The sequence below is a fragment of the Streptomyces sp. NPDC006368 genome (assembly GCF_040612535.1).
Lineage (GTDB): Bacteria > Actinomycetota > Actinomycetes > Streptomycetales > Streptomycetaceae > Streptomyces.
On record NZ_JBEXQK010000049.1, the window covers coordinates 21,832 to 44,795 of the forward strand.

The window sequence follows — 22,964 nt, forward strand, 5'->3', positions numbered from 1 at the left end:
TGGCGGCATGACTTCTCCCTCTGACGAGATCCTGGACGTCGTCGACGAGCACGACGAGGTGGTGGGGCGGGCCCCGCGCGGTGAGGTGTACGCGCGGGGCCTGCGCCACCGCTGTGTGTTCGTCCTCGCGCGGGACGCCGAGGACCGGGTGTTCGTCCACCGCCGTACGGCGACGAAGCCGCTCTTCCCGTCCCTGTACGACATGTTCGTCGGCGGGGTCGTCGGGGCGGGCGAGAGCTACGACGACGCGGCGCTGCGGGAGGCGGAGGAGGAGCTGGGCGTGCGCGGACTGCCGCGGCCCGCGCCGCTGTTCCGGTTCCTGTACGAGGACGGCGGCGGGCGCGGGTCGTGGTGGTCGGCCGTGTACGAGGTGCGGTGCGCCCTGCCGGTGGACCCGCAGGTGGAGGAGGTCGCCTGGCACGGGTTCCTGCCCGAGGGGGAGCTGCGGGCGCGGCTGGGCGAGTGGGAGTGGGTGCCGGACGGGCTGGCCGCGTACGAAAGGCTGCGGGCGCACCGCGCCGGTAGGCTGATCATGTGAGCGACTTCGTGCGGGGCCTGCGGTGGTGGTTCGCGCCGCAGCGGATCCGGGAAGAGGGCGACACGCCCGACTACCGCTTCTCCCTCGCCAACGAGCGCACCTTCCTCGCCTGGCTGCGGACCGCCCTCGCGCTGGTCGGCGGCGGGTTCGCCGTCGACCAGTTCCTGCCCGACCTGCGCTGGGGCGTCCGGGTCGGGATGGCGCTCGCGCTCCTCGCCGCCGGGGCGCTGTGCGCCCTGCGGGCGGTGAACCACTGGGTGCGGTGCGAACGGGCGATGCGGCGCGGCGAGGATCTGCCGGTGAGCCGGTTCCCGGCGCTGCTGAGTCTCGCTGTGGGTGTGGTCGCCGTCGCGATGGTGCTGGTCGTCGTCTTCGGCTGGCGCGGCTGATGGCGGGCGGGGACGCCGCACTCCGCGACCCCGGGCTCCAGCCCGAGCGGACGCGGCTCGCCTGGCGGCGTACGACGCTGTCGGCGACGGTCGCCGCGGTGCTGGCGGCCAAGCAGGCGGTGCACCACGACGTCACGGCAGCCGGCCTGCTGGGCGCGGCGCTGTCGCTGCTGGTGTGGCTGGGGTTCCTGGGGGTGGCGCACCGGCGGATGCGGGTGCTGGGCGCGGCGCGGCCGGGGCCGATGACGCCGAGGGTCGCGGTGGCGGCGGTCGCCTGCACGATCGCGCTGGCGGCCTTCGCGGTGGCCGTGGTGGTGTAGCGGGCCGGCGGGACCGGTCGTCCCGGTCAGTCGTCCTGGTCAGTCGTCCCGGTCGACGGTGACCACGACCTTGCCGTGCAGGCCGCCCTCCATGTTCGCGCGCTGGGCGTCGGCGGCGCGCTCCAGCGGGAACGTCCTGGCGACCCGTACCGACACCGCGCCCTGTTCCGCCAGCTCGGCGAGCGCCGTGAGGTCCGCCGGGTCGGGGCGTACCCAGTAGTAGTGGCCGCCCAGGCCGAGCACCTCGCCGTCCGCGATGGACGCCAGCCGCCCCTCGGGCGCCAGCAGGTTGGCCGCGTCCTTCAGCGCCTGGCCGCCGACCGTGTCGAACGCGGCGTCCACACCGTGCGGCGCCAGGTCCTTGACCCGGGCCTTGAACCCGTCGCCGTACAGCACCGGCTCGGCGCCGAGCTCCCGGACCCGGTCCTGGCCCGCCTCGCGCGCCGAGCCGATGACGCGGGCGCCGAGGTGCCGCGCGATCTGAACGGCCATCGACCCGACGGCGCCCGAGGCGGCGGTCACCAGCACGGTGTCCCCGGACCGCACCCGCAGCGCCCGGTGGAGCACCTGGTACGCGGTGAGCCCGGCCAGCGGCAGGCCCGCCGCCTCCTCGAAGCTCAGGTTGCGCGGCTTGCGCGCGAGGGTGCGGACGGGCGCCGCGACGTACTCGGCGAAGGTGCCGTGGCACAGGACGTCCTCGCGTACGTACCCCATGACCTCGTCCCCGACGGCGAATTCCGGCACGGACACCCCGGGCTGGACGACGACGCCGGAGACGTCCCAGCCGGGGATCACCGGGAAGACGGTGTCGAAGGTCGTGTCGAGGTACCCGGCCTGGGCCTTCCAGTCGACCGGGTTCACGGCCGCCGCCCGCACTCTGACGAGCACCTTGTCCGGTCCGACCTTGGGGTCGGGGCGCTCACCGAACTCCAGGACCTCGGGGCCGCCGTAGCGGCTGTAGCTGATCGCCTTCATGCTCCGACCCTCGGCCGGGGTCCGCCCGCGCGCAAGCCGAAACGGATCACTCCCGATGAAAAGGACTAGCCTGGAGGTGTCACCCACGCCCTTCCAGGAGTACAGGGGGCCGCCATGACCGCTCCGGTCCATCACGAGCACGCCGCTCACGAACACGCCCACGGCCCGGCCTGCGGGCACGCGGCCGTCGCCCACAACGATCACCTCGACTACGTGCACGACGGGCATCTGCACCGGGAGCACTCCGGGCACTGGGACGAGTGCGAGCCGGGCGAGCACATCGCCCACAGTGGTCACACCCATGAGCACGGCGACGGCTGCGGGCACCCGGCGGTCGGCCACGGCGACCACGTCGACTACGTCCACGACGGACACCGGCACGCGTCCCACGACGGCCACTGGGACGATCACTGAGGCGGGTCCGGACCTGGCCCCGCGCGGACCCACCTGGCAGTCTCTGACCGACCAGTTCGGCCACGACCCAGGGGGCTCCGGTGCCTGCCACCGATCCGTACACCGTCCAGATCGCGCCCACCACGCACGCCTATGTCCAGCCGGACGGTGGCTGGTGCCTCAACAACGCCGGTTTCATCAGTGACGGCGGGACGACCGTGCTCGTCGACACCGCCGCCACCGAGCGGCGCGCGCTGCGGCTGCGCGAGGCGATGCGGGAGCACGGCGCTCCCCTCCCCCGGATCGTGATCAATACGCACCACCACGGCGACCACACCTACGGCAACGCCGTCTTCACCCCCGGGGCGACGGTCGTGGGCCACACGTCCTGCCGCCGCGAGGTGCTCGCGGCCGGCCACCAGCTGCATCTGATCTGGCCGCAGACCGACTTCGGCGACATACGCGTCACCGCTCCCTCGCTCACGTACGACGACAGGCTCACGCTGCACGTGGGCTCCACGGAGGTGCGGCTGATCCATCCCGGCGTCGCGCACACGGCCGGCGACACGATCGTGCACCTGCCGGAGGAGTCCGTCGTGTTCACCGGCGACCTGGTCTTCAACGGCGGCACCCCGTTCCTGGCCAATGGCTCGCTGCGGGGGTCGCTGCGCTCCTTGGAGCTGTTGCGTTCGCTCGGCGCGCGGACCGTGGTGCCCGGGCACGGCCCGCTCACCGACCCCTCGGTGTACGACGCGACGGAGCGCTATCTGCGGTACGTCGCCGAACTCGCCGAGGAGGGGCACGCGAAGGGGCTGACGCCGCTGGAGGTGGCGCGCCGGGCGGACCTGGGCGAGTTCGCGTCGTGGCGGGAGAGCGAGCGGCTGGTCGCCAACGTGCACCGGGCGTACGCCGAGCTGGACGGTGAGCCGGAGGGCTCGCCGCTCGACGTGGCGGCCGTCTTCGGGGACATGACGGCGATGAACGGCGGCGAGCCGGTCGCCTGCCACGCGTAGTCCGGCCGGGCCGGGCGCTACCAGCGCGGGACGGCGGGCGTGACCCACCGCGGGTCCGCCCGCCGCATCGCCGCCGCGTCGTCGCGCTCCCGCATCGCGCCGTCGTCGTCGAGCCAGCGCCGGTGGAGGGCGGCGAGCCGCTCACGGTCGAGTTCGACGCCGAGGCCGGGCGCGTCGGAGACGGTGAGCCGGCCGTCCTCGAAGACATGGCGGGTGGTGATGACGTCCTCCGTCTGCCAGGGGTAGTGGGTGTCGCAGGCGTAGTCGAGGTTGGGGACGGTCGCGGCGACGTGCGTCATGGCGGCGAGGCTGACACCGAGGTGGGTGTTGGAGTGCATGGACAGGCCGACTCCGTACGCCCGGCAGATCGCGGCCAGTTCGCGGGTCCGGTGCAGCCCGCCCCAGTAGTGGTGGTCGGAGAGCACCACCTGGACGGCGTTCCGGGCGAAGGCTCCGGGGATCTCGGGGAACGTCGTCACGCACATGTTGGTGGCGAGGGGGACGTCGGTGCGGGCGGCGACCCGGGCCATGCGGTCGGTGCCGCTCGTCGGGTCCTCCAGGTATTCGAGGATGCCGCCGAGCCGTTCGGCGACGTACAGGGAGGTCTCGACGGACCAGGCCCCGTTGGGGTCGAGGCGCAGCGGCCGGCCGGGGAACGCCTCGGCGAGGGCGCGTACGGCGGCGATCTCCTGGTCCGGCTCGAAGACGCCGCCCTTGAGTTTGAAGGAGCGGAAGCCGTGCTCGCGGACGAAGCGCCGGGCCTGGGCGACGATCCCGGCCGGGTCCAGGGCGGCGCCCCAGTCGTCCTTCTCCCCGACGCCGGCGGGGTGCTCGGCCCAGCGGTAGAAGAGGTACGCGCTGTAGTCGACGGCGTCGCGGACCCTGCCGCCCAGCAGGGCGTGGACGGGCAGGCCGAGGCTCTTGCCGAGCGCGTCGAGGCAGGCCACCTCGAAGCCGGAGACGACGGACAGGCGCAGCTTGTCGGCGGTCCGGACGCCGCGCAGACCGCCCGCGTCCACGCCGTCCTCGGTGGTGGGCGGGTCCCCGCACACCTGCGCGGCGAGGGGGACAAGGCCGTTCACATGGGTGACCGAGCGGCCGGGGAGCGCCTCGGCGAGGGGGCGGGCGAGGCCGAGGTGGACACCGTCGCCGTAGGTCTCGCCGACACCCGTCACGCCGCCCCGGGTGGTGATCTCGACGATGAGGCGGGGCGTGTACGGCTGGTGCACGCCTTGGGTGTTGAGGAGGGGCGGGTCGGCGATGAGCAGGGGGGTGAGCCGGACGTCCTCGATGAGCAGCGCGGGGTTCACGGTATCCATACGTGAACCCTATTCACGATCACGACCGATGAGCCAGAGTCGCGCGAGCGGTTTCCGGCCCGGTACTGGACGACATACCGACTGGTCGGTCATGCTGCGTACGCAACGTACGACCCCAGTCCGTCCGCCCCGGAGGTGCGAACGATGAGCTCAGTCCAGCCGCCAGGTCTCGATCCCGAGCAGTTGCGCGGCTTCCTCGACCGCGAACGGCCCGGCCTGGTGAGCGGACCGCTCAGCGCCCGCATCGTGGAGGGCGGCCGGTCGAACCTGACGTACGTCGTGACCGACGGCACCGGCCAGTGGGTGGTGCGCCGCCCGCCCCTCGGCCATGTCCTGGCCACCGCCCACGACATGAAGCGCGAGCACCGGGTGATCAGCGCCCTGCACCCGACGGCCGTGCCCGTCCCGGAGCCGCTGGTGCTCTGCGAGGACGAGTCGGTGCTCGGAGCGCCGTTCTACGTCATGGAGTTCGTGACCGGCACGCCGTACCGCACGGCGGAGCAGCTCGCGCCGCTCGGCCCGGAGCGCACGCGCGCCGCCGTCCTCGGCCTGGTCGACACACTCGTGGACCTGCACGCCGTGGACCCCGAGGCGGTGGGCCTGGGCGACTTCGGGCGCCCGGAGGGCTTCCTGGACCGGCAGCTGCGGCGCTGGGGCAAGCAGCTGGACGCCTCCCGCAGCCGCGACCTGGCCGGGATCGACGAGCTGCACGCCACCCTGGGCCGCGCCCTGCCCGTCTCCCCCGCCCCGGCCGTCATCCACGGTGACTACCGCCTCGACAACGTCCTGCTGGCCGGGGACGACCGCGTCAACGCCGTCCTGGACTGGGAGATGTCCACGCTCGGCGATCCGCTCACGGACCTGGGCCTGCTGGCCATGTACAGCGTCCGGCTGGACCTGCCGCACTCCCCCGTCTCCACCACCGCGGCGGCCCCGGGCCACCCCACGCCCGCGGAGCTGATCGAGCGGTACGCCACCCGCTCCGGCCGCGACACCTCCGCCATCTCCTGGTACACCGCGTTCGCCTGGTTCAAGCTGGCCGTGATCCTGGAGGGCATCCACTACCGCTACACCCAGGGGCAGACCGTCGGCGGCGGCTTCGACCGCATCGGCGACCTCGTCCCCGTCTTCATCGAGCACGGCCTCACCACCCTCCGCCTCCAGGAAGGCTGACCCACGCATGGACTTCGCATTCGACGCGCGCACCGAGGAACTGCGGGCCAGGCTGCTGGCCTTCATGGACGAGCACGTGTACCCGGCGGAGGCGGTGGCCCACGAGCAGCGGGCGGAGCTCGCCTCCCCGTGGGACACCCCGGCGGTCGTGGAGGAGCTCAAGGCGGAGGCGCGCAGGCAGGGCCTGTGGAACCTCTTCCTCCCCGACGAGGAGTACGGGGCGGGCCTGACGAACCTCCAGTACGCACCGCTCGCCGAGATCACCGGCCGGTCGCCGCAGCTGGCGCCCACCGCGCTGAACTGCGCGGCCCCGGACACCGGGAACATGGAGGTGCTGGCGCAGTTCGGCGACGAGCGGCAGAGGAAGCAGTGGCTGGAGCCGCTCCTCGCCGGGGAGATCCGCTCCGCGTTCGCGATGACCGAACCGGACGTCGCCTCGTCCGACGCGACGAACATCGAGACCCGGATCGAGCGCGACGGTGACGACTACGTCGTCAACGGCCGCAAGTGGTACATCTCCGGGGCGATGAACCCGGACTGCAAGATCTTCATCGTCATGGGCAAGACCGACCCGGACGGTGAGGACATCCGCCGCCAGCAGTCCATGATCCTGGTGCCCCGCGACACTCCGGGCCTCGACGTCCGGCGCGCGATGACGGTGTACGGGTACGAGGACCACTACCACGGCGGCCACGCCGAGGTCGTCTTCACGGACGTCCGCGTCCCGGCCGCCAACCTGATCGGCGAGGAGGGCGGCGGCTTCGCCATCGCCCAGGCCCGGCTCGGACCGGGCCGGATCCACCACTGCATGCGGCTGATCGGCATGGCCGAGCGGGCGATCGAGCTGATGTGCCGCAGGGCGGTGTCCCGTACCGCCTTCGGCAAGCCACTGGCCGCGCAGGGGCAGGTACAGGCGTGGATCGCGGACGCCCGGGTGACCGTCGAGCAGCTGCGGCTGCTGGTGCTGAAGACGGCCTGGCTGATGGACACGGTCGGCAACCGGGGCGCGCACACGGAGATCCAGTCCATCAAGATCGCCACGCCGCGCGCGGTGGTCGACATCATCGACAGCGCGGTCCAGCTGCACGGCGCCGGCGGTGTCAGCCAGGACTTCCCGCTCGCCGAGCTGTGGGCCGCGGCGCGCACCCTGAAGCTGGCGGACGGGCCGGACGAGGTGCACCAGCGGTCGCTGGCGCGGCGGGAGTTGAAGAAGTACCGCTGACCTCACCGGGCTCGCGTCCCCCTCGGGCGCCGCCGCCTCCATGACGGCCTTCAGACCGCGCCGAGCGGCCGGTGGGGACCGGCACCCAGTCCGCGCCCGGCCGCTGGGCGACGCCGCGCCCGGAGCGGCCGTGGCGGCGCCGGTCCCCGTGCGCGGTGCGCACCAGGCCGTGCCGGGCGGCGCGCCGAGAAGGGCCGGGAGTCCTGGTCGAGGGAGCTCATCCGCCGCACACGACGCCACGCGCTCCTCGGGCAGGGGCGCGTGGCGTCGGTGCGTTTCCCGACTCCGACAGTGTCGGCGGCACGTACCACAACGGGCGCCCGTTGCGGGCAAAAACCCCGCCATGACGGCTTGATCCGGCGTGCGCAGCCCGTTTTCGGACAACGATCCGTGGTTCACAGGTCCCCGGACAACCCGGGCCGCCCCCTGAGGCCTCTCGTAGGCCGAAGACGGCTTCGCGCACAGGGCCCGCCGCGTTCCGGCGGCCCGCCCGGCACGCCCACGCGCCGGTTTGTGCCTCCGCTGTCCAGACAGGCACTCGGAAAACGAGGGAACGATGACCAGATCCCCCCAGGCCCGTTCATGGCGTCCGGTGATCGCCGCCGCCGCGGCGATCACCGTGACCGCCGGTGTCGTCGCCGCGGCGCCCGACGCCGAACCGGCCCCGTCCACGCCCAAGCTCAGCCTGATCGCCGCCTCGGCATCGGTGACCCTCGACTCGTACAAGGGGTCACCCGGCGTCTACCTGGACCTCGGCACGTATCTCACCTCCGAGAACGGGCCGCTGGAGCTGCGGGTGAACCGGAAGTCCTACAAGGACCCGGTCGTCGCCACCCAGATCGTCCGCGAGGGGGGCAAGACCCGGACCAGGACCCTCCCCAAGGACCTGGTCACCGACTTCTCCGGGCTGCCGGGCTTCACGCGGATCACCCTCACCGACAAGGCCGGCAAGACGGTGCTGAAGCGGACCGAGGCCTTCTGCCCGAACAACGCGTCCGGCCGCGTGCGCCCCGATGCCCCGGCCACGTCGAAGTACCCCGAGAGCTGCCCGACCAACCCGTTCACGCTCGGTTCGGTATGGGGCGTGGAGAAGGGCTGGGCGTCCAACACGTACGCGGGCACCTACTCCGACGCGATCGACGTTCCGGCCGGGACGTACACGGCCCAGGTGTCCGTGACGAAGCGTTACCGCGAGCTGTTCGGCATCGAGAACAAGCCGAGCACCATCAAGGTGACCGTACGCGAGATCAGCCCGGAGGGGGGCGGCAGCGGGGTGGCCGCCTCACGGCACGGGTCCCCCGCCGCCGGACACTCCGCGCACTCCGGTCACGGCGCGATGGCCCCGTCGGCGCCCGCCGCCCCCACGAGCGGGGCCGGGCCGTCGTACAACGTGGGCCACGGCCCCCACACCCCCGCGCCGCCCGCCCTGCCGTGGGCGGCCAAGAAGGCGCACCTGAAGGCGGCCCGGGTCGGTGACGGGGGCGGACAGACGGACGGTTCCCGCAAGGCGCCCGCGCTGAAGCCCCTTTCGAAGCGCCCCACCGGCAAGCCGGTCGTGCCGGACGTCCCCATGCCGGACCTGCGTTCCCTGCCGGCCTACGGCATCACGATCAGTGGCGGGGGCAGCGACGTACCGGGCAAGGACTATCTGGCCTTCAGCGCCAACGTCTGGAACGCCGGCCCCGCGCAGCTCGTGGTCGACGGCTTCCGCGCCCCCGGCAAGGAGCTGATGGACGCCTACCAGTACTTCTACGACGCCAAGGGCAAGCAGGTCGGCTACACGCCCACCGGCACCATGGAGTGGGACCCGCGCCCGGGGCACGAGCACTGGCACTTCACGGACTTCGCCAGCTACCGGCTGCTCAAGGCCGACCGCAAGGAGGCCGTCCGCAGCGGCAAGGAGGCCTTCTGCCTCGCCAACACGGACGCCGTCGACTACACGGTGAAGAACGCCAACTGGCACCCGTACAACACCGACCTGTCCACGGCGTGCGGCCAGGAGAACTCGATCTCCGTGCGCGAGGTGCTCGACGTCGGTTCCGGCGACACGTACACGCAGGACCTGCCGGGCCAGTCCTTCGACATCACCGACCTGCCGAACGGCACCTACTACATCCAGGTGCTGGCCAACCCGGAGAAGCGGCTCAAGGAGACCAGCCTCACCAACAACAGCGCGCTGCGGAAGGTGGTCCTGGGCGGCAGGCCCGGCGCCCGTACCGTGACCGTGCCGGCGCACCACCTGGTGGACGCCAACTGACACCGACCCCACCGCGCTGAACCGCGCGGCGCCCGGAGCCGGGTTTCCCGCCCGGCCCCGGGCCTCGGGCGCTCGGGCCCGGCGCTCAGCCGCTCGGACCGGGGCTCAGGGCCGCAGGGCCCTCAGCAGCAGGTCGGCGAGGTGGTCGGCGACCTGCTGGGGGGTCAGGGGCCCGTCCGGCCGGTACCAGGTCGACAGGTGGTGGACCGAGCCGAAGTGGTAGTCGACCACCAGGTCGGCGGGGGTGGCGGTGGAGAAGACGCCGCTGCGCTGGCCCTCCTCGATGAGCGCCCGGAACCGTTCGTGGTAGCGGCGGCGCTCGGCCCGTACCTGCTTGTTCTTCTCCGGGCTCAGATGGTGCATGGAGCGGAAGAAGATCGACGCGTCGTCGAGGTTGTCGATGGTGGTGACGACCACGTCGGCCGCGGCGTCGCGCAGCCGCTCCTCGATGGGCGCGTCGGCGCCCGCGAAGGCGTCCAGCCGCTCCTGCTGGAGCCGCAGTACGCGCGCGTAGACCTCCTGGAGGAGGTCCTCCTTGGAGCCGAAGTAGTGGTAGAGGGCGCCCTTGGTGACGCCGGCGGCCTCCACGATCTCCTGGACGGAGGTGCGGTCGTAGCCCTGTTCCGCGAAGAGCCGGGTGGCGGCGGCCAGCAGCCTCTGGGGGACGGGGGTACCGCTCCCGTCCGTCGTCCTGGCCATGTGCCGCCACCTTTCTCGTGTCCTGATCGTCGTCCTACGCCGGGTGACGCAGTTCCCGCCTGAGGATCTTCCCACTCGTCGTCTTGGGCAGCTCCGGCAGGATCTCCACCTCGCGGGGATATTTGTACGCCGCGAGCCGCTCCTGGCAGTACCGGGACAGCTCGGCGGGTTCGACCGGGTTACCCGGGCGCAGACTGACGTATGCCTTGACCGTCTCCCCCCGGTACGCGTCGGGGACGCCGACGACGGCCGCCTCGCGGACCGCGGGGTGCGTGTAGAGCACGTCCTCCACCTCGCGCGGCCACACCTTGAAGCCGGAGGCGTTGATCATGTCCTTCTTGCGGTCGACGACGTAGAGCCAGCCGTCCTCGTCCATGAAGCCGATGTCGCCGGTGCGCAGCTCCCCGTCGGGGAACGCCTCGGCGGTGGCGTCCGGCAGCCGCCAGTAGCCGGGGACCACCTGGGGGCCGCGTACGGCGATCTCGCCCTGCTCGCCGAAGGGCACCTCCTCCCCGTTCTCGTCGAGGATCCGCACGACGGTCTCGGGGCCGGGGACGCCGACCGAGAGGGTGCCGGAGACCGGGTCCACGGGGGCCTCCTTCTCGGGTGGTACGGCGGCACAGGGAGCGGTGCACTCGGTCAGCCCGTAGCCGTTGCGGATGTAGGGGCCGAAACCGGCGCGGAACCTCTCGACGAGCGCCGGGGGCACGGGCGCGCCGCCGGAGGAGATCACCTGGAAGGACGCGAAGTGGTCGGGGGTGGCGGCGGGGTGGGCGGCCAGCGCCATGAAGGCGGTGGAGGGACCGACGGTGTAGGCGGGGCGGTGCTCGGCGAACGCGTCCAGGACGACGCCCGCCTCGAAGCGGTGGGCGAGGACCAGGGTGCCCGCGTTGGCGACGCAGGCGGCGAGCTCGCAGACCATGCCGGTGATGTGGAACAGCGGGGCGAGCGCGAAGTAGGCGGCGCCTTCGGCGATGGGGTGGCCGGTGCGCTGCCGTTCCGCGTTGTACGTGATCCCCCCGTGCAGGTTCATGGCGCCCTTGGGAGTGCCGCTGGTGCCGGAGGTGTAGCTGATCAGCGCCACGTCGTGGGCGGCGGGATCCCGGTCCGCGGGCCCCGGGTGGCCGGCGCGGGCGACGGCGACCAGGTCGTCGGTGTCGGCGGGGACCGGCAGCCGCTCGAAGCCGAGCACGCGCGCGTCGTCGCGGGTCTGCAGGTCGCGTTCGCAGGCGGTGAGGGCGACGCGTACGGGGGAGGCGGCGGCCGTGTCGCGCAGATACGCCTCCCACGCGCGGTCCGCGCAGACCAGCGCGGTCACCTCGGCGTCCTGGAGGACATGGGCGACCTCGCCGGACTTGTACATGGGGTTGAGCGGGACGACGGTGGCGCCGGACTTCCAGGCCCCGAGCAGCGCGAGCACGAAGTGCGGGCTGTTCTGGAGCATGATCGCGACCCGGTCGCCGCGCCGGACGCCCCGGGCGGCGAGGAATCCGGCCACCGAGTCGGAGAGGGCGTCGGTCTCGCGGTAGGTCAGGCGGCCGTCGAAGTAGGCGAGGGCGGTGTGGCCGGGGGCGCGGGAGACGGCCGAGCGGAAGGCGTGCAGGACGCTCGCGGGGGGCCGAACGGCGGCCCGCTGGGCGTCGCTGAGCTGCGTGAGCCAGGGCTTGGCGGCGTAGATCGAGGTCGTCGGGGTCACTTCCCGGTGCCCTCCCACTTCTGCTGGATGTGGCCCATATTGTTCAGCCACCGCTCCGGGTCACTCGCGCGGGCCCGGTAGTAGTCGGCGACCTCGGGGTGGGGCAGGATCAGGAACCGGTCGGCCTCGATGCCCGCGAAGAGGGCGTCGGCGACGTCCTCCGGCTCGATGGCGGTGGGGGCGAGGACCAGTTCGCCGGCCGAGCCGGCGGCGGTGAGCATGTCCGTGCGGACGCCCTGCGGGCAGATGGCGTGGACCTTGAGGCCGCGGTGGCGGTAGGTGAGGGAGAGCCATTCGGCGAAGGCGTACGCGCCGTGCTTGGAGACGCTGTAGGGGGCGGCGCCGACCATGGTGAGCAGCCCGGCGGCCGAGACGGTGGAGACGAAGCGGCCGGAGCCGCGCTCCAGCCAGCCGGGGAGCAGGGCGCGGGCCGCGCGGACATGGGCCATCACGTTGACGTCCCAGGCGGCGGCCCAGACGGTCTCGGCGGCGAAGGCGTCCCCGGGCGAGGCCAGCCCGGCGTTGGCGCAGTAGACGTCGATGGTGCCGCCGAGCGCGTCGCGGGCCTCGTCCACGATGGCCGAGGCGTCGCCGGGGACGGGGGTGGCGCCGATCTCCTCGGCGATGGCCTTGGTGCGGCCGGGGTCGATGTCGTTGACGACGACCCGGGCGCCCTCCGCGACGAATCTGCGGGCGAGGGCGGCTCCGATCCCGCCGCCCGCCCCTGTGACCACGACGTTCGCGCCCTGCACCGTGTTCATCGACATCCGTCTCCCTCGTCGCTCGCTTCCGACAGCGGCAGACTAACCAGTCGGTATGTTGCCAGGGAAGAGGGAAGAGCCGCCAGGTAAGAGCGGCGCCGGAAAGCGCGGACACGGCCGCCGGCACCGTTCGCCTCGTTCCGCACCGCCGGTGCGCGCGCTAGCGTGCGGGGCCACGGCACGTCGGCCCGGCTACGGAGGTATGCGGATGAACGTGTCCAGACGGGGTCTGCTGGCCGCCGGTGGAGCGGCGGGGGTGGCCGCCGCCACCGGCGGGACGGCCACCGCGCACGGCGGCGGGCGGGGCGGCGGGCGGGTGGTGCGGACCGGCTTCGACCGGCTGGCGGCCGACGGTTACGCCGCGCTGGCGGGACAGCGCGTGGGGGTGGTGACCAACCCGACCGGGGTCACGACCGCCGGCGCCCCGGGGCCGGGAGGGGTACGGCACATCGTGGACGTGATGCACGCCGATGACCGGGTGGACCTGGTGGCGGTCTTCGGGCCCGAGCACGGCTTCCGGGGAACGGCGCAGGCGGGCGGTTCGGAGGGGCGGTACGACGACCCTGCGACGGGGCTGCCGGTGTACGACACGTATCTCAAGAGCGGGCAGGCGCTGGCGGACGTCTTCACCGCCTCCGGGGCCGGGACGGTCGTGTTCGACATCCAGGACGTGGGTGCCCGCTTCTACACGTACATCTGGACGCTGTACGACTGCATGGTGGCGGCCGCGCTCGCGGGGAAGCGTTTCATGGTGCTGGACCGGCCGAACCCGGTGACCGGGCGGGCGGCCCTGGGGCCCGTCCTGGACCGGGCGTTCGCGACCTTCGTGGGGCGCGAGCCGATCGCGCAGGCGCACGGGATGACGGTGACCGAGCTGGCCCGGCTGTTCAACGGCGAGTTCCTGGCGAAGCCGGTGGAGCTGGCGACCGTACGGATGTCGGGGTGGCGGCGCGAGGACTTCTTCGACGCGACGGGCCTGCCGTGGGTACCGCCGAGCCCGAACATGCCCACGCCGGACACCGCCCTGGTGTACGCCGGGACCTGTCTGTTCGAGGGGACGAACCTGTCGGAGGGGCGCGGCACCACCCGTCCCTTCGAGTTGCTCGGGGCGGAGGGTGTCGACCGGCGGTGGGCGGAGGCGGTGAACGCGCTGGAGCTGCCCGGAGTGGGGTTCCGGGAGGCGTACTTCACGCCCACGTTCTCCAAGTTCCAGGGCAGAACCGTCGGCGGGGTGCAAGTGCACGTCCACGACCGGGAGGTCTACGACCCGGTGCGGACCGGGATCGCGCTGCTGGTGACGGCGAAACGGTCCTGGAGCGGCTTCGCGTGGCGCCCGGACAACTGGATCGACAAGCTGACCGGCTCCACGAGGGTGCGGACGCTGATCGACGCGGGTGCGGGGACGGACGAGGTGGTGGGGGCCTGGGAGGCCGATCTGGCGGCCTTCCGGGCCGTACGGCGGCGCTACCTGGCCTACCGCTAGCAGCGGCGACGGTAGCAACGGCGCGGGTTCGAAGGGTCAGTCAGGGGGCGCGGCCGGTGTCGTTCGGGCCGCGCGGGCTTGCCCGGCGGCGTGCGGCACGTGAAGTCGCCGACGCTCCTCCAGGGGGCGTTCTGCCCCTACGAGCCCTCGCCTCGCGGCTGCCGCACGGGCTGCGGGGCGGCGGAGCGCTGGACGGGACGCCCCGGCGGGCCGACGGACCGCTCGCGTCCCGGCCGGCCGGCGACGCCACGAGCGTGGCCGGAAGGGACAAGCCCTGGTGCGCGATCGGCTTCGACGGCGTCCAGGCGGTGCGCGGCACGGCCGAACGGACGCCGGACGCGGCGCCGGCGCACGGCCTGCCCGCCTCCGTGCGTCACCATCGACGCCACGTCGGTGGTACGGCGCGGCGGGCCACCGGCGAGGCGCACAGCGACAGGTGCCACCCGGAGCCGGCCCGGGTGGTCATCGCCGCGGGCCGGATCGGGCGGTGGCGCTCTCCCGGCTCCGGCCGCACGGCGGCGCCTCTCACCGGTGTGCGGGGAACTCCACGACCTGCTGGTAGGTGGGGCGGTTCTGCCAGCTGACCGCCGGGTGCGTGAGACCGCCCAGCGCCCGGTGGATGATCGCGTCCGCGCACCACTGGTCACCGGCGGCGCAGTTGTCGTCGCCGGGGTAGACCTCGGCGGCGGGCTTCGCGACGGCCTGTTCCAGCGTGGTGAGGAGCGCGTCGCGGCAGGCGGACAGCTCTCCCCCGCCGCAGTACGTCCGCGCGAGCGGCCCCTGGACGGGCCGGCCGAGGACCTGGCGCAGGTCCTTGTCGGCGAAGCCCCACCAGCCGTACTGGAACGCCGAGCCGCCGTGGGCGCCGGTCGGGCCGTGGTTCGCGCCCGGGGACTCGTCGACGGCGAGATTGGCCGTCAGCGCGGCGTACAGCGGCTCTCCGAGCCCCGGCCGGAACTCGGCCTCGATGAGCAGCGGCCACCAGGCGTCCATGATCCGCACGGCGTCGGTGTGGCCGTACGCGCGGGAGCCGGGCGCGCTCTGCTTGCGCTGCGCTCCCGCGGCCCGCCAGGCGTCCAGCTGCTGGATCGCCGTGGTGAGCCGGGGGTCGGTGACCGGACGGCTCCGTACGACCGCGAGGAGCTCGGGCAGGAGCTGTTCGCCGCGCAGGTCGGTGACGCCCGCCTCGGCCATGGCCCGGGTGAGGGCGGCGCGGGTGACGCCGCCCGCGCGGACGAGCTGTCTGACGCGCTGGTCGAGCAGGTCGCCGCGGTGGACGGAGCCGAAGCCGAATCCGGCGGTGTTGTAGTCCTTGGCCTGCCGGTTGTTCCAGGAGATGTAGTAGTCCTGGCCGATCGACCGGGGATGCTGCGCGAAGGGCGTGTACGCGGCGGTGTTGTGCGCCGGGTCGAAGCCCTGCCACTCGTACGCCTGCCGGGCGGCGACGGGCAGGGCCGGGTCGACGCCGGCCGCGCGGACGGGGTTCTTGCCGCTGTTGAAGTAGGCGGCCTCGCGGGCGTCCGCGTAGAACCAGTTGAAGGCGTAGTCGATGTGGTGGGCGGCCTGCTGGAACGACGCGGCATCCGTCACGTAGGAGGGGTCGTTGAGCATCTGGAAGCCGATGATGGAGTCGGCCTCGTGGCGATAGGTGGTGCGCAGTGAGGTGTACGCGACGGGTTTGCCGCCGACCGTCGCGCGGTGGGTGACGATGCCGTACCTGGTGCGCCAGACCTGCATCCGGTAGGAGCCGGCCGCCGTGGAGTCGGCGACGGTCGGTTTCCAGGCATTGCGCTTCTCCAGCTTCTCCATGGGCGTGCACTCGCCCCGGTAGAGGTAGTGCGTGTCGTCCCGGCACAGCTCGACGGCGTAGGTGTCGGTGATGTCCTGGGCGGCGGAGGTGGCGGACCAGGCGAAGTCCTGGCCGCGCCCCATCTGGACGTACATGCTCACGCCGGCGAAGGCGGCCCCGCGCGCGGAGATGCCGGGGCCCTGGAGCTCTTGCAGCATCAGCAACTGCGGGGCGAAGTAGCCGGTCTGGGGGCCGAAGACGGCGACGGGGTTGCCGCTCGCGGTGTGGGCGCCGGAGACGAGCAGGGCGTTGGACATGCCCTTCTTCGGGTCGAGCGTCCCCGGGGCGATGACGCCGTCGTCGTACATGCCCTGGGCCGGCCGGAGCGCCTCGGAGACCTTGAGCGGGGCCTTGGTGCCCGTGCCGGCCGAGCCGGTCCTGTCGTACACGAGCTGTTCGGGCCTGACGGAGCCGGGGTCGGGGAGGGCGCCCCCGCGCGCGGTGGAGGGCTTTTCGGCGTAGGGGAAGGAGGTGCCGTCGTGGACGGTGAGGACGGCCTCGGGGTCGTTGCGCTGCCGGAACGACTCCCACACGCGCGTGCCCTCGACCACTCCGTACGTCCGCTGGGCGGCGAGCAGGGACAGTGCGGCCTGGACCTCGCCGCCGCCTCCCCCGCCGAACTGGCCGCCGACGACCGAGGCGATGGCGATCAGGTCGGTGAGTTCGAAGGGTCGTATCTCGCCGGCGTTGGTGATCGCGTCGACGTGGCCGGTGAGGACGTACTCACCGGGGAAGTACCGGCCGTCCTTTGCCCGCTTGCGGTAGGCGTTGATGCCGTCGACGTACGCCTGGGCGTCGGCCATGGCGAGCTCGCCCCGCGCGCCGTGCGTGCGCCTGATGTACGCGATCTGTGCCTCGTAGTCGGCCTCCGTGTACGGGGCCTGCGGCCAGAACTGCTGCTCCAGGCCTTGGTTGGCGAGGGCGCCGCCCGCGAAGGAGGTCAGTTCCCCGCGCCCGATGTGCCGGAAGAGGTCCATCATCCAGAGCCGGTCCTGGGCGGCGGCGTAACCGGCGCCGAATTCGGTGCCGTACCGGGTGGTGCCCTTGATGTGCGGGACGCCGGTCTTCTTGTCACGGGTGATGGTGACGTCCGCGCGCGGGGCGGTGACGGACTCGACCTGGTCGGCCGGGACCCCGAAGGAGGCGTCGTTGAAGAAGTCGGTCAGCTTCTGGTCGGTGAGGGTGCCGTAACCGCCCACGAGGGCGTCGTAGCGGCCGAGTTGGTCGGAGCTGTGGGCGGGGCGGGTGCCGAGTGCGCGGTGGGCGAGGATCTCGGCGAGGGTGGCGTTGCCGTTCTGGCCGGGCGGCAGGATGTCGGCGCACTGGCCCCGGCAGTGGTCCGTGACGTCCGCGGATCCGGTGCGTCCGGTGGCGGGTTCCCGGGCGGCCGACCCCTGGGGGGCGGGTTCCTGGGCGGCCGTCGCCGGTGGCTGGGGCACCAGCGGTCCGGCGGCCAGGGCGAGTACGGCGGCGGTGGCGATTCTCAGTCTTCCGGTGCGTCGTCGCATGGCTGCTCCTCGAAGAGGCCGGTGCGGCGGAGGTTACTGGCGGTATGCCACACCAGGAAGATGAGCGGTCGTCACTTTCGCGGAATCGCCACACGCACCCCGGTGAGGACAATTCACGCCAGATCTACCGGTGATAGGACCCATCCGTTTTTCGATGGAGCCGAAACGGGCACTCGTACGTCCATTCATCGACGCCGAAGTACCAGCGACGGAGGTGGCAGTGCGATGGCCGGATTCCGAAGTCTCGCAAGACAGGTGCGTGACCCGGGCTGTGATCTGGCGCTGCGGCGGTATTCGCTGCGCAAGTGCCTGGAGCGGTTCGCCCCCTATGGACACCGGGCCACCTGGGACCACCTGTGCACGAGGCACAGGTTCGGACCCGAGGACCGGGACCCCGATCCGGCGCGGCTGGTGGCCGCGCTCGACGAACTGGAGGAGGCGCGGGCCGTGTGGCTCGCCTACGAGGAGGAGTTCGCCGCGCGCCGCAAGCGCGAGAAGCACGACGGCCTGCGACGGCCCGGCTGGATCGACGACTGGCACCGGCGCACCTGGGGCGGCAACGGCATAGCGCGGTGCGACGACCCGTCGCTGCATCCGACGCTGCCGCTCGCCGACGCCCTCCGCCGGCTGATCGCCGCGCTGAAGTCGGAACCCGGGGAGAACTGCCCCGTGTGCGCGGGGGACGACATCGTGTGGCGGCCGGAGCTGAACGGCGAGCCCTGGTTCGGGCCGGTGTGCACGGACTGCGGGATCGTCGTGCCCCAGGCCGTGCTCGCCCCTGAGGCACTGGCGGCGGCCAAGCGGCGCATGCGACTGCGACCGCGCAGGGAACTCGCCTCGGTGGCATGACCCTTCCGCGCCGGGCCGCGACAGGGCGCCGGGGCGGGTGGGGTGCGGCATGGCACGGCACGGTCCGACACGACGGGGGCCAACGGGGGCCCTACGGGGAAGGCGGGCCGGAGCGTGGCCGGCGCGGGATCGTGCGGGCGAGTCCCCGCGGGGGTGCGGTCCCGCGGGATCGTGCGCGCGGGCCGGAGGGGTCAACGGGCGGTGTCTGGCGGGTGCGAGAGGGGCGCGCGTCACGGGGCGCGCGGGCCCCAGGGCATGCGTGTGAGGGGCATGCGCGGCACGGAGGATGCGCGTCGCGGGGCCCCGCCGGTCAGGGGGCGCGTACGTCCCGGGGCGCGCGGGTCAAGGGGTGCGCGGGCGCGGGCACCGCTCCCGTGCCTCGGGCCGTTGTCAGTGGCGGGTGTCACCATGGAGACATGATCCAGGTGTGTCTCAACGGGCAGCGCGGGACCGGGGATTCCACCGCCGTGCCCATGTCGCCGGAGGCCATGGCCGAGTCGGCGGCCCGCGCCGTCGCCGCCGGTGCCGCGGACGTGCACGTCCACCCCAAGACGCCGTGCGGTGACGACTCGATGTCGCCGCGCGTGGTGGCCGCCGTGGTGACGGCGGTAAGGGACGCGGTGGACGTTCCGGTCGGGGTGACCACGGGCGCGTGGGCGGAGCCCGACCCGGCGCGGCGCGTGGAGCGCGTGCGGTCCTGGACCGTGCTGCCCGACCACGCCTCGGTCAACTGGGACGAGGCGGGCGCCGAGGAGCTCGCGGCCGCCCTGATGGCCCGCGGAGTGGGCGTGGAGGCGGGCATCCGGTCGGGCACGGACGGCGCACGCCGGTTCCTGGCCTCCCCGCTGGCGCCCCGGGTGGTGCGGGTGCTCGCCGAGGTGACCGATCCGGACCCGGCGACGGCGGGGGCCACGGCCCGGTCCCTCCTGGCCGAGCTCGGCACGGCCCACGGCATACCGGTGCTGCTGCACGGCGAGGACGGCGGCGCGTGGCCCGTGCTGCGGCTGGCGCTCCGTCTGGGCCTGGACACCCGGGTGGGTCTGGAGGACACGTTGTTCCTGCCGGACGGCCGGCCGGCCGACTCCAACTCCCAACTCGTGGCGGCGGCGCGGACGCCATAGGGGTGGCCCTGGTGGGCGGCGGCGACGCTACCAGGCAGGAAAACCGGTTGGCCGGCGATTTCCGCACCGCGACAGTGGCCTCGATGCGAACCACACTCCGGGGAGCCACCACCATGTCGACGCTGCGCGTCACCGCCGAGCGGCTGACCGTCCACGAGCATCCGAACGCCGACGCCCTGGAGCCGGCCCAGGTGGGCCTGTACCGGGCCGTCGTCGCCAAGGGCGCCTATCGCAGTGGCGACGCCGCCGTGTACATCCCCGAGCAGGCGGTGCTGCCGCCGGGGCTCATCGAGGAGCCGGGGGTGACCGGCCGGCCGGCGGGGAAGGCGTCCGACCGCGTCAAGGCGGTGCGGCTGCGGGGCGAGTTGTCGCAGGGCATCGTCTGCCGGCCGCGGGCGCTGGCGGATGTCGATCTGGTGCGGGCGGCGGCCGAGGGGACCGACTTCGCGGAGGTGCTCGGCATCACGAAGTGGGTGCCGCCGATACCGACGACGATGAGCGGCGACGTGGCGGCGGCGCCCGAGCTGCTGCCGTGGGTCGACATGGAGAACATCCAGCGGTACCCCGGCATCTTCGAGCCGGGTGAGCCGGTGGTGCTGACGGAGAAGGTGCACGGCACGGCCTGCCTGATGACGTACGTGGTCGAGGACGAGCGGGTGCTCGTCTCCTCGAAGGGGTTCGGCGCCAAGGGCCTGGCGCTCAAGGAGGACCCGCGCAACCTCTACTGGCGGGCGATCCGCTCCCACGGCGTCCCCGCGGCCGCCGCGCGCCTCGCCGCCCGGCTGGGCGCCACCCGGGTCGGTGTCTTCGGCGAGGTGTACGGCGCGGGGGTGCAGGACCTCGGGTACGGCGCCAACGCCCGCGGCGAGGAGCTGGGGTACGCGGTGTTCGACGTGTCGGCCGAGATCGACGGGCGGGTCCGGTGGCTGGACGCGGCGGAGCTGGTGGACGGTGGCGTGCTGGGCGGGGAGCTGCCGCTCGTACCACGGCTGTACGCGGGGCCGTACGACATCGCGACGGTGCTGGAGCTCGCCACGGGCCGGGAGACCGTCTCCGGCAGGGGCCTGCATCTGCGGGAGGGTGTGGTCATCCGCCCGGCGGTCGAGCGGTACAGCCCGGTCGTCGGCGGACGGGCCGTGGCGAAGGCGGTGAGCCCCGCGTACCTGACCCGCAAGGGCGGCATCGAGTACGAGTGAGCTTTCTTGAGTCGCCCCTTGTCAACTTCGCGGGCCCGCGCTATATAGAGAAGTGCAACGGTCAGCGCATCCGTGAGGTGACACAGAGGAGGGACCGATGATGCTGATGCGTACCGACCCCTTCCGCGAGCTCGACCGGCTCACCGAGCGACTGCTGGGCACCACCGCGCACCCCGCCGCCATGCCCATGGACGCCTACCGCGACGGGGAGTCCTTCGTCGTCCAGCTCGATCTCCCGGGCGTCACCCCCGAGAGCATCGACCTGGACGTCGAGCGGAACGTGCTCACGGTCAGGGCCGAGCGCCGTACCGCCCCGGAGGGCGATGTCGAGATGGTGATCTCCGAGCGGCCGGCCGGCACCTTCAGCCGCCAGCTGTTCCTCGGTGAGACCCTGGACACCGAACGCGTCGAGGCGTCCTACGACAGCGGCGTCCTGACGCTGCGGATCCCGGTCGCCGAGCAGGCGAAGCCGCGCAAGATCGCCGTCAGCGGTGGCAGCGACCGCAGGGAGATCGGCGGCTGATCCGCCACCGCACACCACCCGGGGGCGGGGCCCACCCCTTCGGGTCCGGCCCCGCCCCCGCGGCCTTGCCCCGCCCCAGCGAAAGGCACGGAGACCGATGCGTATGCAGTGGGACGCGTTCCTGGCAGCGGTGCAGGAGCGCGGCGAGTACCCCTCACGGCGGGAGGCCGAACGAGCCGCCCGGGTCGTCCTCGCCCTGCTGGGCGCCCATCTCGTCGGCAACGAGCGGGCCCAGCTGGCGGCCGGGCTGCCGGAGACCTGCGCGCTGCTCCTGCTCAACCCGCTCCCCGCGGCCGAGCCGCTCGGGCCGGAGCGCTTCGTGCGGGCCACCGCCGCGTGGGTGGACGGCGCCACCGAGGAGACCGCCACGTGGGACGTCGGCGCCGTTCTGAGCGTCGTGGCGGACACGGCGGAGGAGGATCTGATGCGCCGGGTACTGCTCCAGCTGCCGCCGGGCTACGACCTGCTCTTCGGCCGCCCCGGCATGGCGGAGCCGTCCTGACCCGCCCCGTCCCGGCCCACTCGGTCCCGGTCCGCGCCGTCCCGTGCGGCCGGGCGCCGGCCTTCGGGCAGGAGGCGGGAGCCCGTCATGCGCTCGCCGAAGACGTCGTCGGGGTTGGAGAGCACGCACGTCTCCAGGGAGAGGCACCCGCAGCCGATGCAGTCGGTGAGATGGTCCCGCAGCCGCCCCAACTGCTTGATGCGCTCGTCGAGTTCGGAGCGCCAGGCCGCTGAGAGCCGGGCCCAGTCCTCCCGGGTGGGCGTGCGCTCCTCGGGCAGTTCGGCGAGGGCGTCCCTGATGGTGGCGAGCGGAATGCCGACGCGCTGCGCGGCGCGCACGAAGGCGACACGGCGCAGGGCGTCCCTGCCGTACCGGCGCTGGTTGCCGCTGGTGCGGCGACTGCTGATCAGGCCCTTGGACTCGTAGAAGTGCAGGGCCGAGACGGCCGCGCCGCTGCGCGCGGACAGCTGGCCGACCGTGAGCTCGTGGATCTTCTCTGGAATCTTCGGCACTCCCCGAACCCTACTGTCCGCCGTCCCGGCCACTCCCGGGCCTCCGTTGACAGGACCACCCCCGCCCCACCATGCTGAGCAAGCGCTTAGACAATGGGACTCAGGGAGCTGGGACATGGCAGAGCCGAGGATCTTCACATCCGCCGAGGAACTGCGCGCCGCCGTCGGCGAGCAGCTGGGCCACAGCGACTGGCTGGAGATCGAACAGAAGCGGATCGACCTCTTCGCCGAGGCCACGGGCGACCACCAGTGGATCCACGTGGACCCGGAGCGGGCGGCGGACGGCCCGTTCGGCACGACCATCGCGCACGGCTACCTCACGCTCTCGCTGCTGCCCCTGCTGGTGCCGCAGATCATGCGGGTCGAGGGCATGAAGATGGGCGTGAATTACGGGGCCAACAAGGTCCGCTTCCCCTCCCCCGTGCCGGTCGGGTCGCGGCTGCGTGCGACCGCCGTGCTCAAGGGCGTCGAGGACGCGGGCGGCGGCGTGCAGGTGACCGCCGTGGTGACGGTGGAGCGCGAGGGCGGCGACAAGCCGGTGTGTGTCGCCGAATCGGTGTCCCGCTACTACTTCGGCCCGCCTGGTGGCCGACATGCTGAAGTGCGCGGGCGCCGACCGCATCCTCACGGTCGATCTGCACACGGACCAGATCCAGGGCTTCTTCG

General features: G+C 72.9%; 21 protein-coding genes and 1 pseudogene. 15 read left to right on the forward strand and 7 right to left on the reverse strand.

All coding sequences use genetic code 11. The features are described 5' to 3' along the window. Window positions 1–7 precede the first annotated feature (7 nt). The 3 genes from ABZZ38_RS26550 to ABZZ38_RS26560 are packed head-to-tail and all read left to right on the forward strand — an operon-like array spanning window position 8 to window position 1,247. Complete coding sequence (locus tag ABZZ38_RS26550; RefSeq protein ID WP_356744393.1) at window positions 8–538, forward strand: NUDIX domain-containing protein; 531 nt, start codon at window positions 8–10, stop codon at window positions 536–538. Then, the gene (locus tag ABZZ38_RS26555; protein WP_356744395.1) at window positions 535–927 is read left to right on the forward strand and encodes a DUF202 domain-containing protein; all 393 of its coding nucleotides are present in this window, start codon (window positions 535–537) and stop codon (window positions 925–927) included. The genes ABZZ38_RS26550 and ABZZ38_RS26555 overlap by 4 nt, the downstream gene beginning before the upstream one ends. Further along, window positions 927–1,247, forward strand: coding sequence for a DUF202 domain-containing protein (locus ABZZ38_RS26560; protein WP_356744397.1), 321 nt, complete (start codon window positions 927–929; stop codon window positions 1,245–1,247). The genes ABZZ38_RS26555 and ABZZ38_RS26560 overlap by 1 nt, the downstream gene beginning before the upstream one ends. Before the next feature lie 39 nt (window positions 1,248–1,286). Here ABZZ38_RS26560 and ABZZ38_RS26565 read toward each other — a convergent pair whose 3' ends face one another. Beyond that, window positions 1,287–2,222, reverse strand: coding sequence for an NADP-dependent oxidoreductase (locus ABZZ38_RS26565; RefSeq protein ID WP_356744399.1), 936 nt, complete (start codon window positions 2,220–2,222; stop codon window positions 1,287–1,289). Between the two features lie 114 nt (window positions 2,223–2,336). Between ABZZ38_RS26565 and ABZZ38_RS26570 the strand changes: the two genes are divergently transcribed. Further along, window positions 2,337–2,636, forward strand: coding sequence for a hypothetical protein (locus ABZZ38_RS26570; protein WP_356744401.1), 300 nt, complete (start codon window positions 2,337–2,339; stop codon window positions 2,634–2,636). 80 nt (window positions 2,637–2,716) lie between these two features. Continuing rightward, window positions 2,717–3,628 (forward strand): MBL fold metallo-hydrolase, encoded by a 912-nt coding sequence (locus ABZZ38_RS26575; RefSeq protein WP_356744403.1) that lies wholly within the window; start codon window positions 2,717–2,719, stop codon window positions 3,626–3,628. Window positions 3,629–3,645: 17 nt separating this feature from the next. Here the strand turns inward: ABZZ38_RS26575 and ABZZ38_RS26580 are convergent, their stop codons facing one another. Next, window positions 3,646–4,947: a glucarate dehydratase family protein gene (locus tag ABZZ38_RS26580; RefSeq protein WP_356744405.1), complete on the reverse strand. Its 1,302-nt coding sequence runs from the start codon at window positions 4,945–4,947 to the stop codon at window positions 3,646–3,648. Window positions 4,948–5,091: 144 nt separating this feature from the next. Here ABZZ38_RS26580 and ABZZ38_RS26585 point away from each other — a divergent pair, with 144 nt between their 5' ends. The 3 genes from ABZZ38_RS26585 to ABZZ38_RS26595 all read left to right on the forward strand — a co-directional run bounded on the left by ABZZ38_RS26585 (window position 5,092) and on the right by ABZZ38_RS26595 (window position 9,599). Continuing rightward, the gene (locus ABZZ38_RS26585) at window positions 5,092–6,120 is read left to right on the forward strand and encodes a phosphotransferase family protein (protein WP_356744407.1); all 1,029 of its coding nucleotides are present in this window, start codon (window positions 5,092–5,094) and stop codon (window positions 6,118–6,120) included. Window positions 6,121–6,127: 7 nt separating this feature from the next. Then, entirely contained in the window at window positions 6,128–7,342 is a 1,215-nt protein-coding gene (locus ABZZ38_RS26590) for an acyl-CoA dehydrogenase family protein (protein WP_356744409.1), read from the forward strand. A gap of 556 nt (window positions 7,343–7,898) precedes the next feature. Further along, window positions 7,899–9,599: a lysyl oxidase family protein gene (locus ABZZ38_RS26595; protein WP_356744411.1), complete on the forward strand. Its 1,701-nt coding sequence runs from the start codon at window positions 7,899–7,901 to the stop codon at window positions 9,597–9,599. A 105-nt stretch (window positions 9,600–9,704) separates the two neighbouring features. Here the strand turns inward: ABZZ38_RS26595 and ABZZ38_RS26600 are convergent, their stop codons facing one another. The 3 genes from ABZZ38_RS26600 to ABZZ38_RS26610 are packed head-to-tail and all read right to left on the reverse strand — an operon-like array spanning window position 9,705 to window position 12,761. Continuing rightward, a complete protein-coding gene (locus tag ABZZ38_RS26600; protein WP_356744413.1) occupies window positions 9,705–10,298 on the reverse strand; it encodes a TetR/AcrR family transcriptional regulator in 594 nt (197 codons plus the stop codon). Window positions 10,299–10,332: 34 nt separating this feature from the next. Further along, window positions 10,333–11,994, reverse strand: a complete 1,662-nt coding sequence (locus ABZZ38_RS26605; protein ID WP_356744415.1) for an AMP-binding protein — start codon at window positions 11,992–11,994, stop codon at window positions 10,333–10,335. Next, window positions 11,991–12,761, reverse strand: coding sequence for an SDR family oxidoreductase (locus ABZZ38_RS26610; RefSeq protein ID WP_356744417.1), 771 nt, complete (start codon window positions 12,759–12,761; stop codon window positions 11,991–11,993). The genes ABZZ38_RS26605 and ABZZ38_RS26610 overlap by 4 nt, the downstream gene beginning before the upstream one ends. A gap of 202 nt (window positions 12,762–12,963) precedes the next feature. On the opposite strand from ABZZ38_RS26610, the gene ABZZ38_RS26615 reads away from it, so the two are divergent. Further along, window positions 12,964–14,238, forward strand: coding sequence for a DUF1343 domain-containing protein (locus ABZZ38_RS26615; protein ID WP_356744419.1), 1,275 nt, complete (start codon window positions 12,964–12,966; stop codon window positions 14,236–14,238). Between the two features lie 525 nt (window positions 14,239–14,763). On the opposite strand, the gene ABZZ38_RS26620 is transcribed toward ABZZ38_RS26615, so the two are convergent. Next, window positions 14,764–17,595, reverse strand: a complete 2,832-nt coding sequence (locus ABZZ38_RS26620; protein WP_356744421.1) for a penicillin acylase family protein — start codon at window positions 17,593–17,595, stop codon at window positions 14,764–14,766. Window positions 17,596–17,820: 225 nt separating this feature from the next. Here ABZZ38_RS26620 and ABZZ38_RS26625 point away from each other — a divergent pair, with 225 nt between their 5' ends. The 5 genes from ABZZ38_RS26625 (at window position 17,821) to ABZZ38_RS26645 (ending at window position 21,786) form a co-directional block, all read left to right on the forward strand. Beyond that, a complete protein-coding gene (locus ABZZ38_RS26625) occupies window positions 17,821–18,444 on the forward strand; it encodes a hypothetical protein (protein WP_356744423.1) in 624 nt (207 codons plus the stop codon). A gap of 416 nt (window positions 18,445–18,860) precedes the next feature. Next, window positions 18,861–19,565: a 3-keto-5-aminohexanoate cleavage protein gene (locus tag ABZZ38_RS26630; protein ID WP_356744425.1), complete on the forward strand. Its 705-nt coding sequence runs from the start codon at window positions 18,861–18,863 to the stop codon at window positions 19,563–19,565. 113 nt (window positions 19,566–19,678) lie between these two features. Further along, the gene (locus ABZZ38_RS26635; RefSeq protein WP_356744435.1) at window positions 19,679–20,761 is read left to right on the forward strand and encodes an RNA ligase (ATP); all 1,083 of its coding nucleotides are present in this window, start codon (window positions 19,679–19,681) and stop codon (window positions 20,759–20,761) included. 97 nt (window positions 20,762–20,858) lie between these two features. After that, the gene (locus tag ABZZ38_RS26640) at window positions 20,859–21,284 is read left to right on the forward strand and encodes an Hsp20/alpha crystallin family protein (protein ID WP_356744427.1); all 426 of its coding nucleotides are present in this window, start codon (window positions 20,859–20,861) and stop codon (window positions 21,282–21,284) included. A gap of 97 nt (window positions 21,285–21,381) precedes the next feature. Next, a complete protein-coding gene (locus ABZZ38_RS26645; protein WP_356744429.1) occupies window positions 21,382–21,786 on the forward strand; it encodes a DUF2267 domain-containing protein in 405 nt (134 codons plus the stop codon). Here the strand turns inward: ABZZ38_RS26645 and soxR are convergent. Further along, entirely contained in the window at window positions 21,741–22,298 is a 558-nt protein-coding gene (soxR, locus tag ABZZ38_RS26650) for a redox-sensitive transcriptional activator SoxR (RefSeq protein ID WP_356744431.1), read from the reverse strand. The genes ABZZ38_RS26645 and soxR overlap by 46 nt on opposite strands. 115 nt (window positions 22,299–22,413) lie before the next feature. Here soxR and ABZZ38_RS26655 point away from each other — a divergent pair. After that, a pseudogene (locus ABZZ38_RS26655) lies at window positions 22,414–22,872 on the forward strand (MaoC family dehydratase); the annotation flags it as partial. Window positions 22,873–22,964 lie beyond the last annotated feature (92 nt).

Bases quoted from the DNA above. Each gene is read 5' to 3' on its own strand.
- ABZZ38_RS26550 (WP_356744393.1), top strand. From the start codon at position 8: ATGACTTCTCCCTCTGACGAGATCCTGGACGTCGTCGACGAGCACGAC.
- ABZZ38_RS26630 (WP_356744425.1), top strand. From the start codon at position 18,861: ATGATCCAGGTGTGTCTCAACGGGCAGCGCGGGACCGGGGATTCCACC.
- ABZZ38_RS26620 (WP_356744421.1), bottom strand. From the start codon at position 17,595: ATGCGACGACGCACCGGAAGACTGAGAATCGCCACCGCCGCCGTACTC.
- ABZZ38_RS26585 (WP_356744407.1), top strand. From the start codon at position 5,092: ATGAGCTCAGTCCAGCCGCCAGGTCTCGATCCCGAGCAGTTGCGCGGC.
- ABZZ38_RS26625 (WP_356744423.1), top strand. From the start codon at position 17,821: ATGGCCGGATTCCGAAGTCTCGCAAGACAGGTGCGTGACCCGGGCTGT.
- ABZZ38_RS26580 (WP_356744405.1), bottom strand. From the start codon at position 4,947: ATGGATACCGTGAACCCCGCGCTGCTCATCGAGGACGTCCGGCTCACC.
- ABZZ38_RS26590 (WP_356744409.1), top strand. From the start codon at position 6,128: ATGGACTTCGCATTCGACGCGCGCACCGAGGAACTGCGGGCCAGGCTG.
- ABZZ38_RS26570 (WP_356744401.1), top strand. From the start codon at position 2,337: ATGACCGCTCCGGTCCATCACGAGCACGCCGCTCACGAACACGCCCAC.
- ABZZ38_RS26645 (WP_356744429.1), top strand. From the start codon at position 21,382: ATGCGTATGCAGTGGGACGCGTTCCTGGCAGCGGTGCAGGAGCGCGGC.
- ABZZ38_RS26635 (WP_356744435.1), top strand. From the start codon at position 19,679: ATGTCGACGCTGCGCGTCACCGCCGAGCGGCTGACCGTCCACGAGCAT.
- ABZZ38_RS26595 (WP_356744411.1), top strand. From the start codon at position 7,899: ATGACCAGATCCCCCCAGGCCCGTTCATGGCGTCCGGTGATCGCCGCC.
- ABZZ38_RS26640 (WP_356744427.1), top strand. From the start codon at position 20,859: ATGATGCTGATGCGTACCGACCCCTTCCGCGAGCTCGACCGGCTCACC.
- ABZZ38_RS26600 (WP_356744413.1), bottom strand. From the start codon at position 10,298: ATGGCCAGGACGACGGACGGGAGCGGTACCCCCGTCCCCCAGAGGCTG.
- ABZZ38_RS26615 (WP_356744419.1), top strand. From the start codon at position 12,964: ATGAACGTGTCCAGACGGGGTCTGCTGGCCGCCGGTGGAGCGGCGGGG.
- ABZZ38_RS26565 (WP_356744399.1), bottom strand. From the start codon at position 2,222: ATGAAGGCGATCAGCTACAGCCGCTACGGCGGCCCCGAGGTCCTGGAG.
- ABZZ38_RS26560 (WP_356744397.1), top strand. From the start codon at position 927: ATGGCGGGCGGGGACGCCGCACTCCGCGACCCCGGGCTCCAGCCCGAG.
- ABZZ38_RS26610 (WP_356744417.1), bottom strand. From the start codon at position 12,761: ATGTCGATGAACACGGTGCAGGGCGCGAACGTCGTGGTCACAGGGGCG.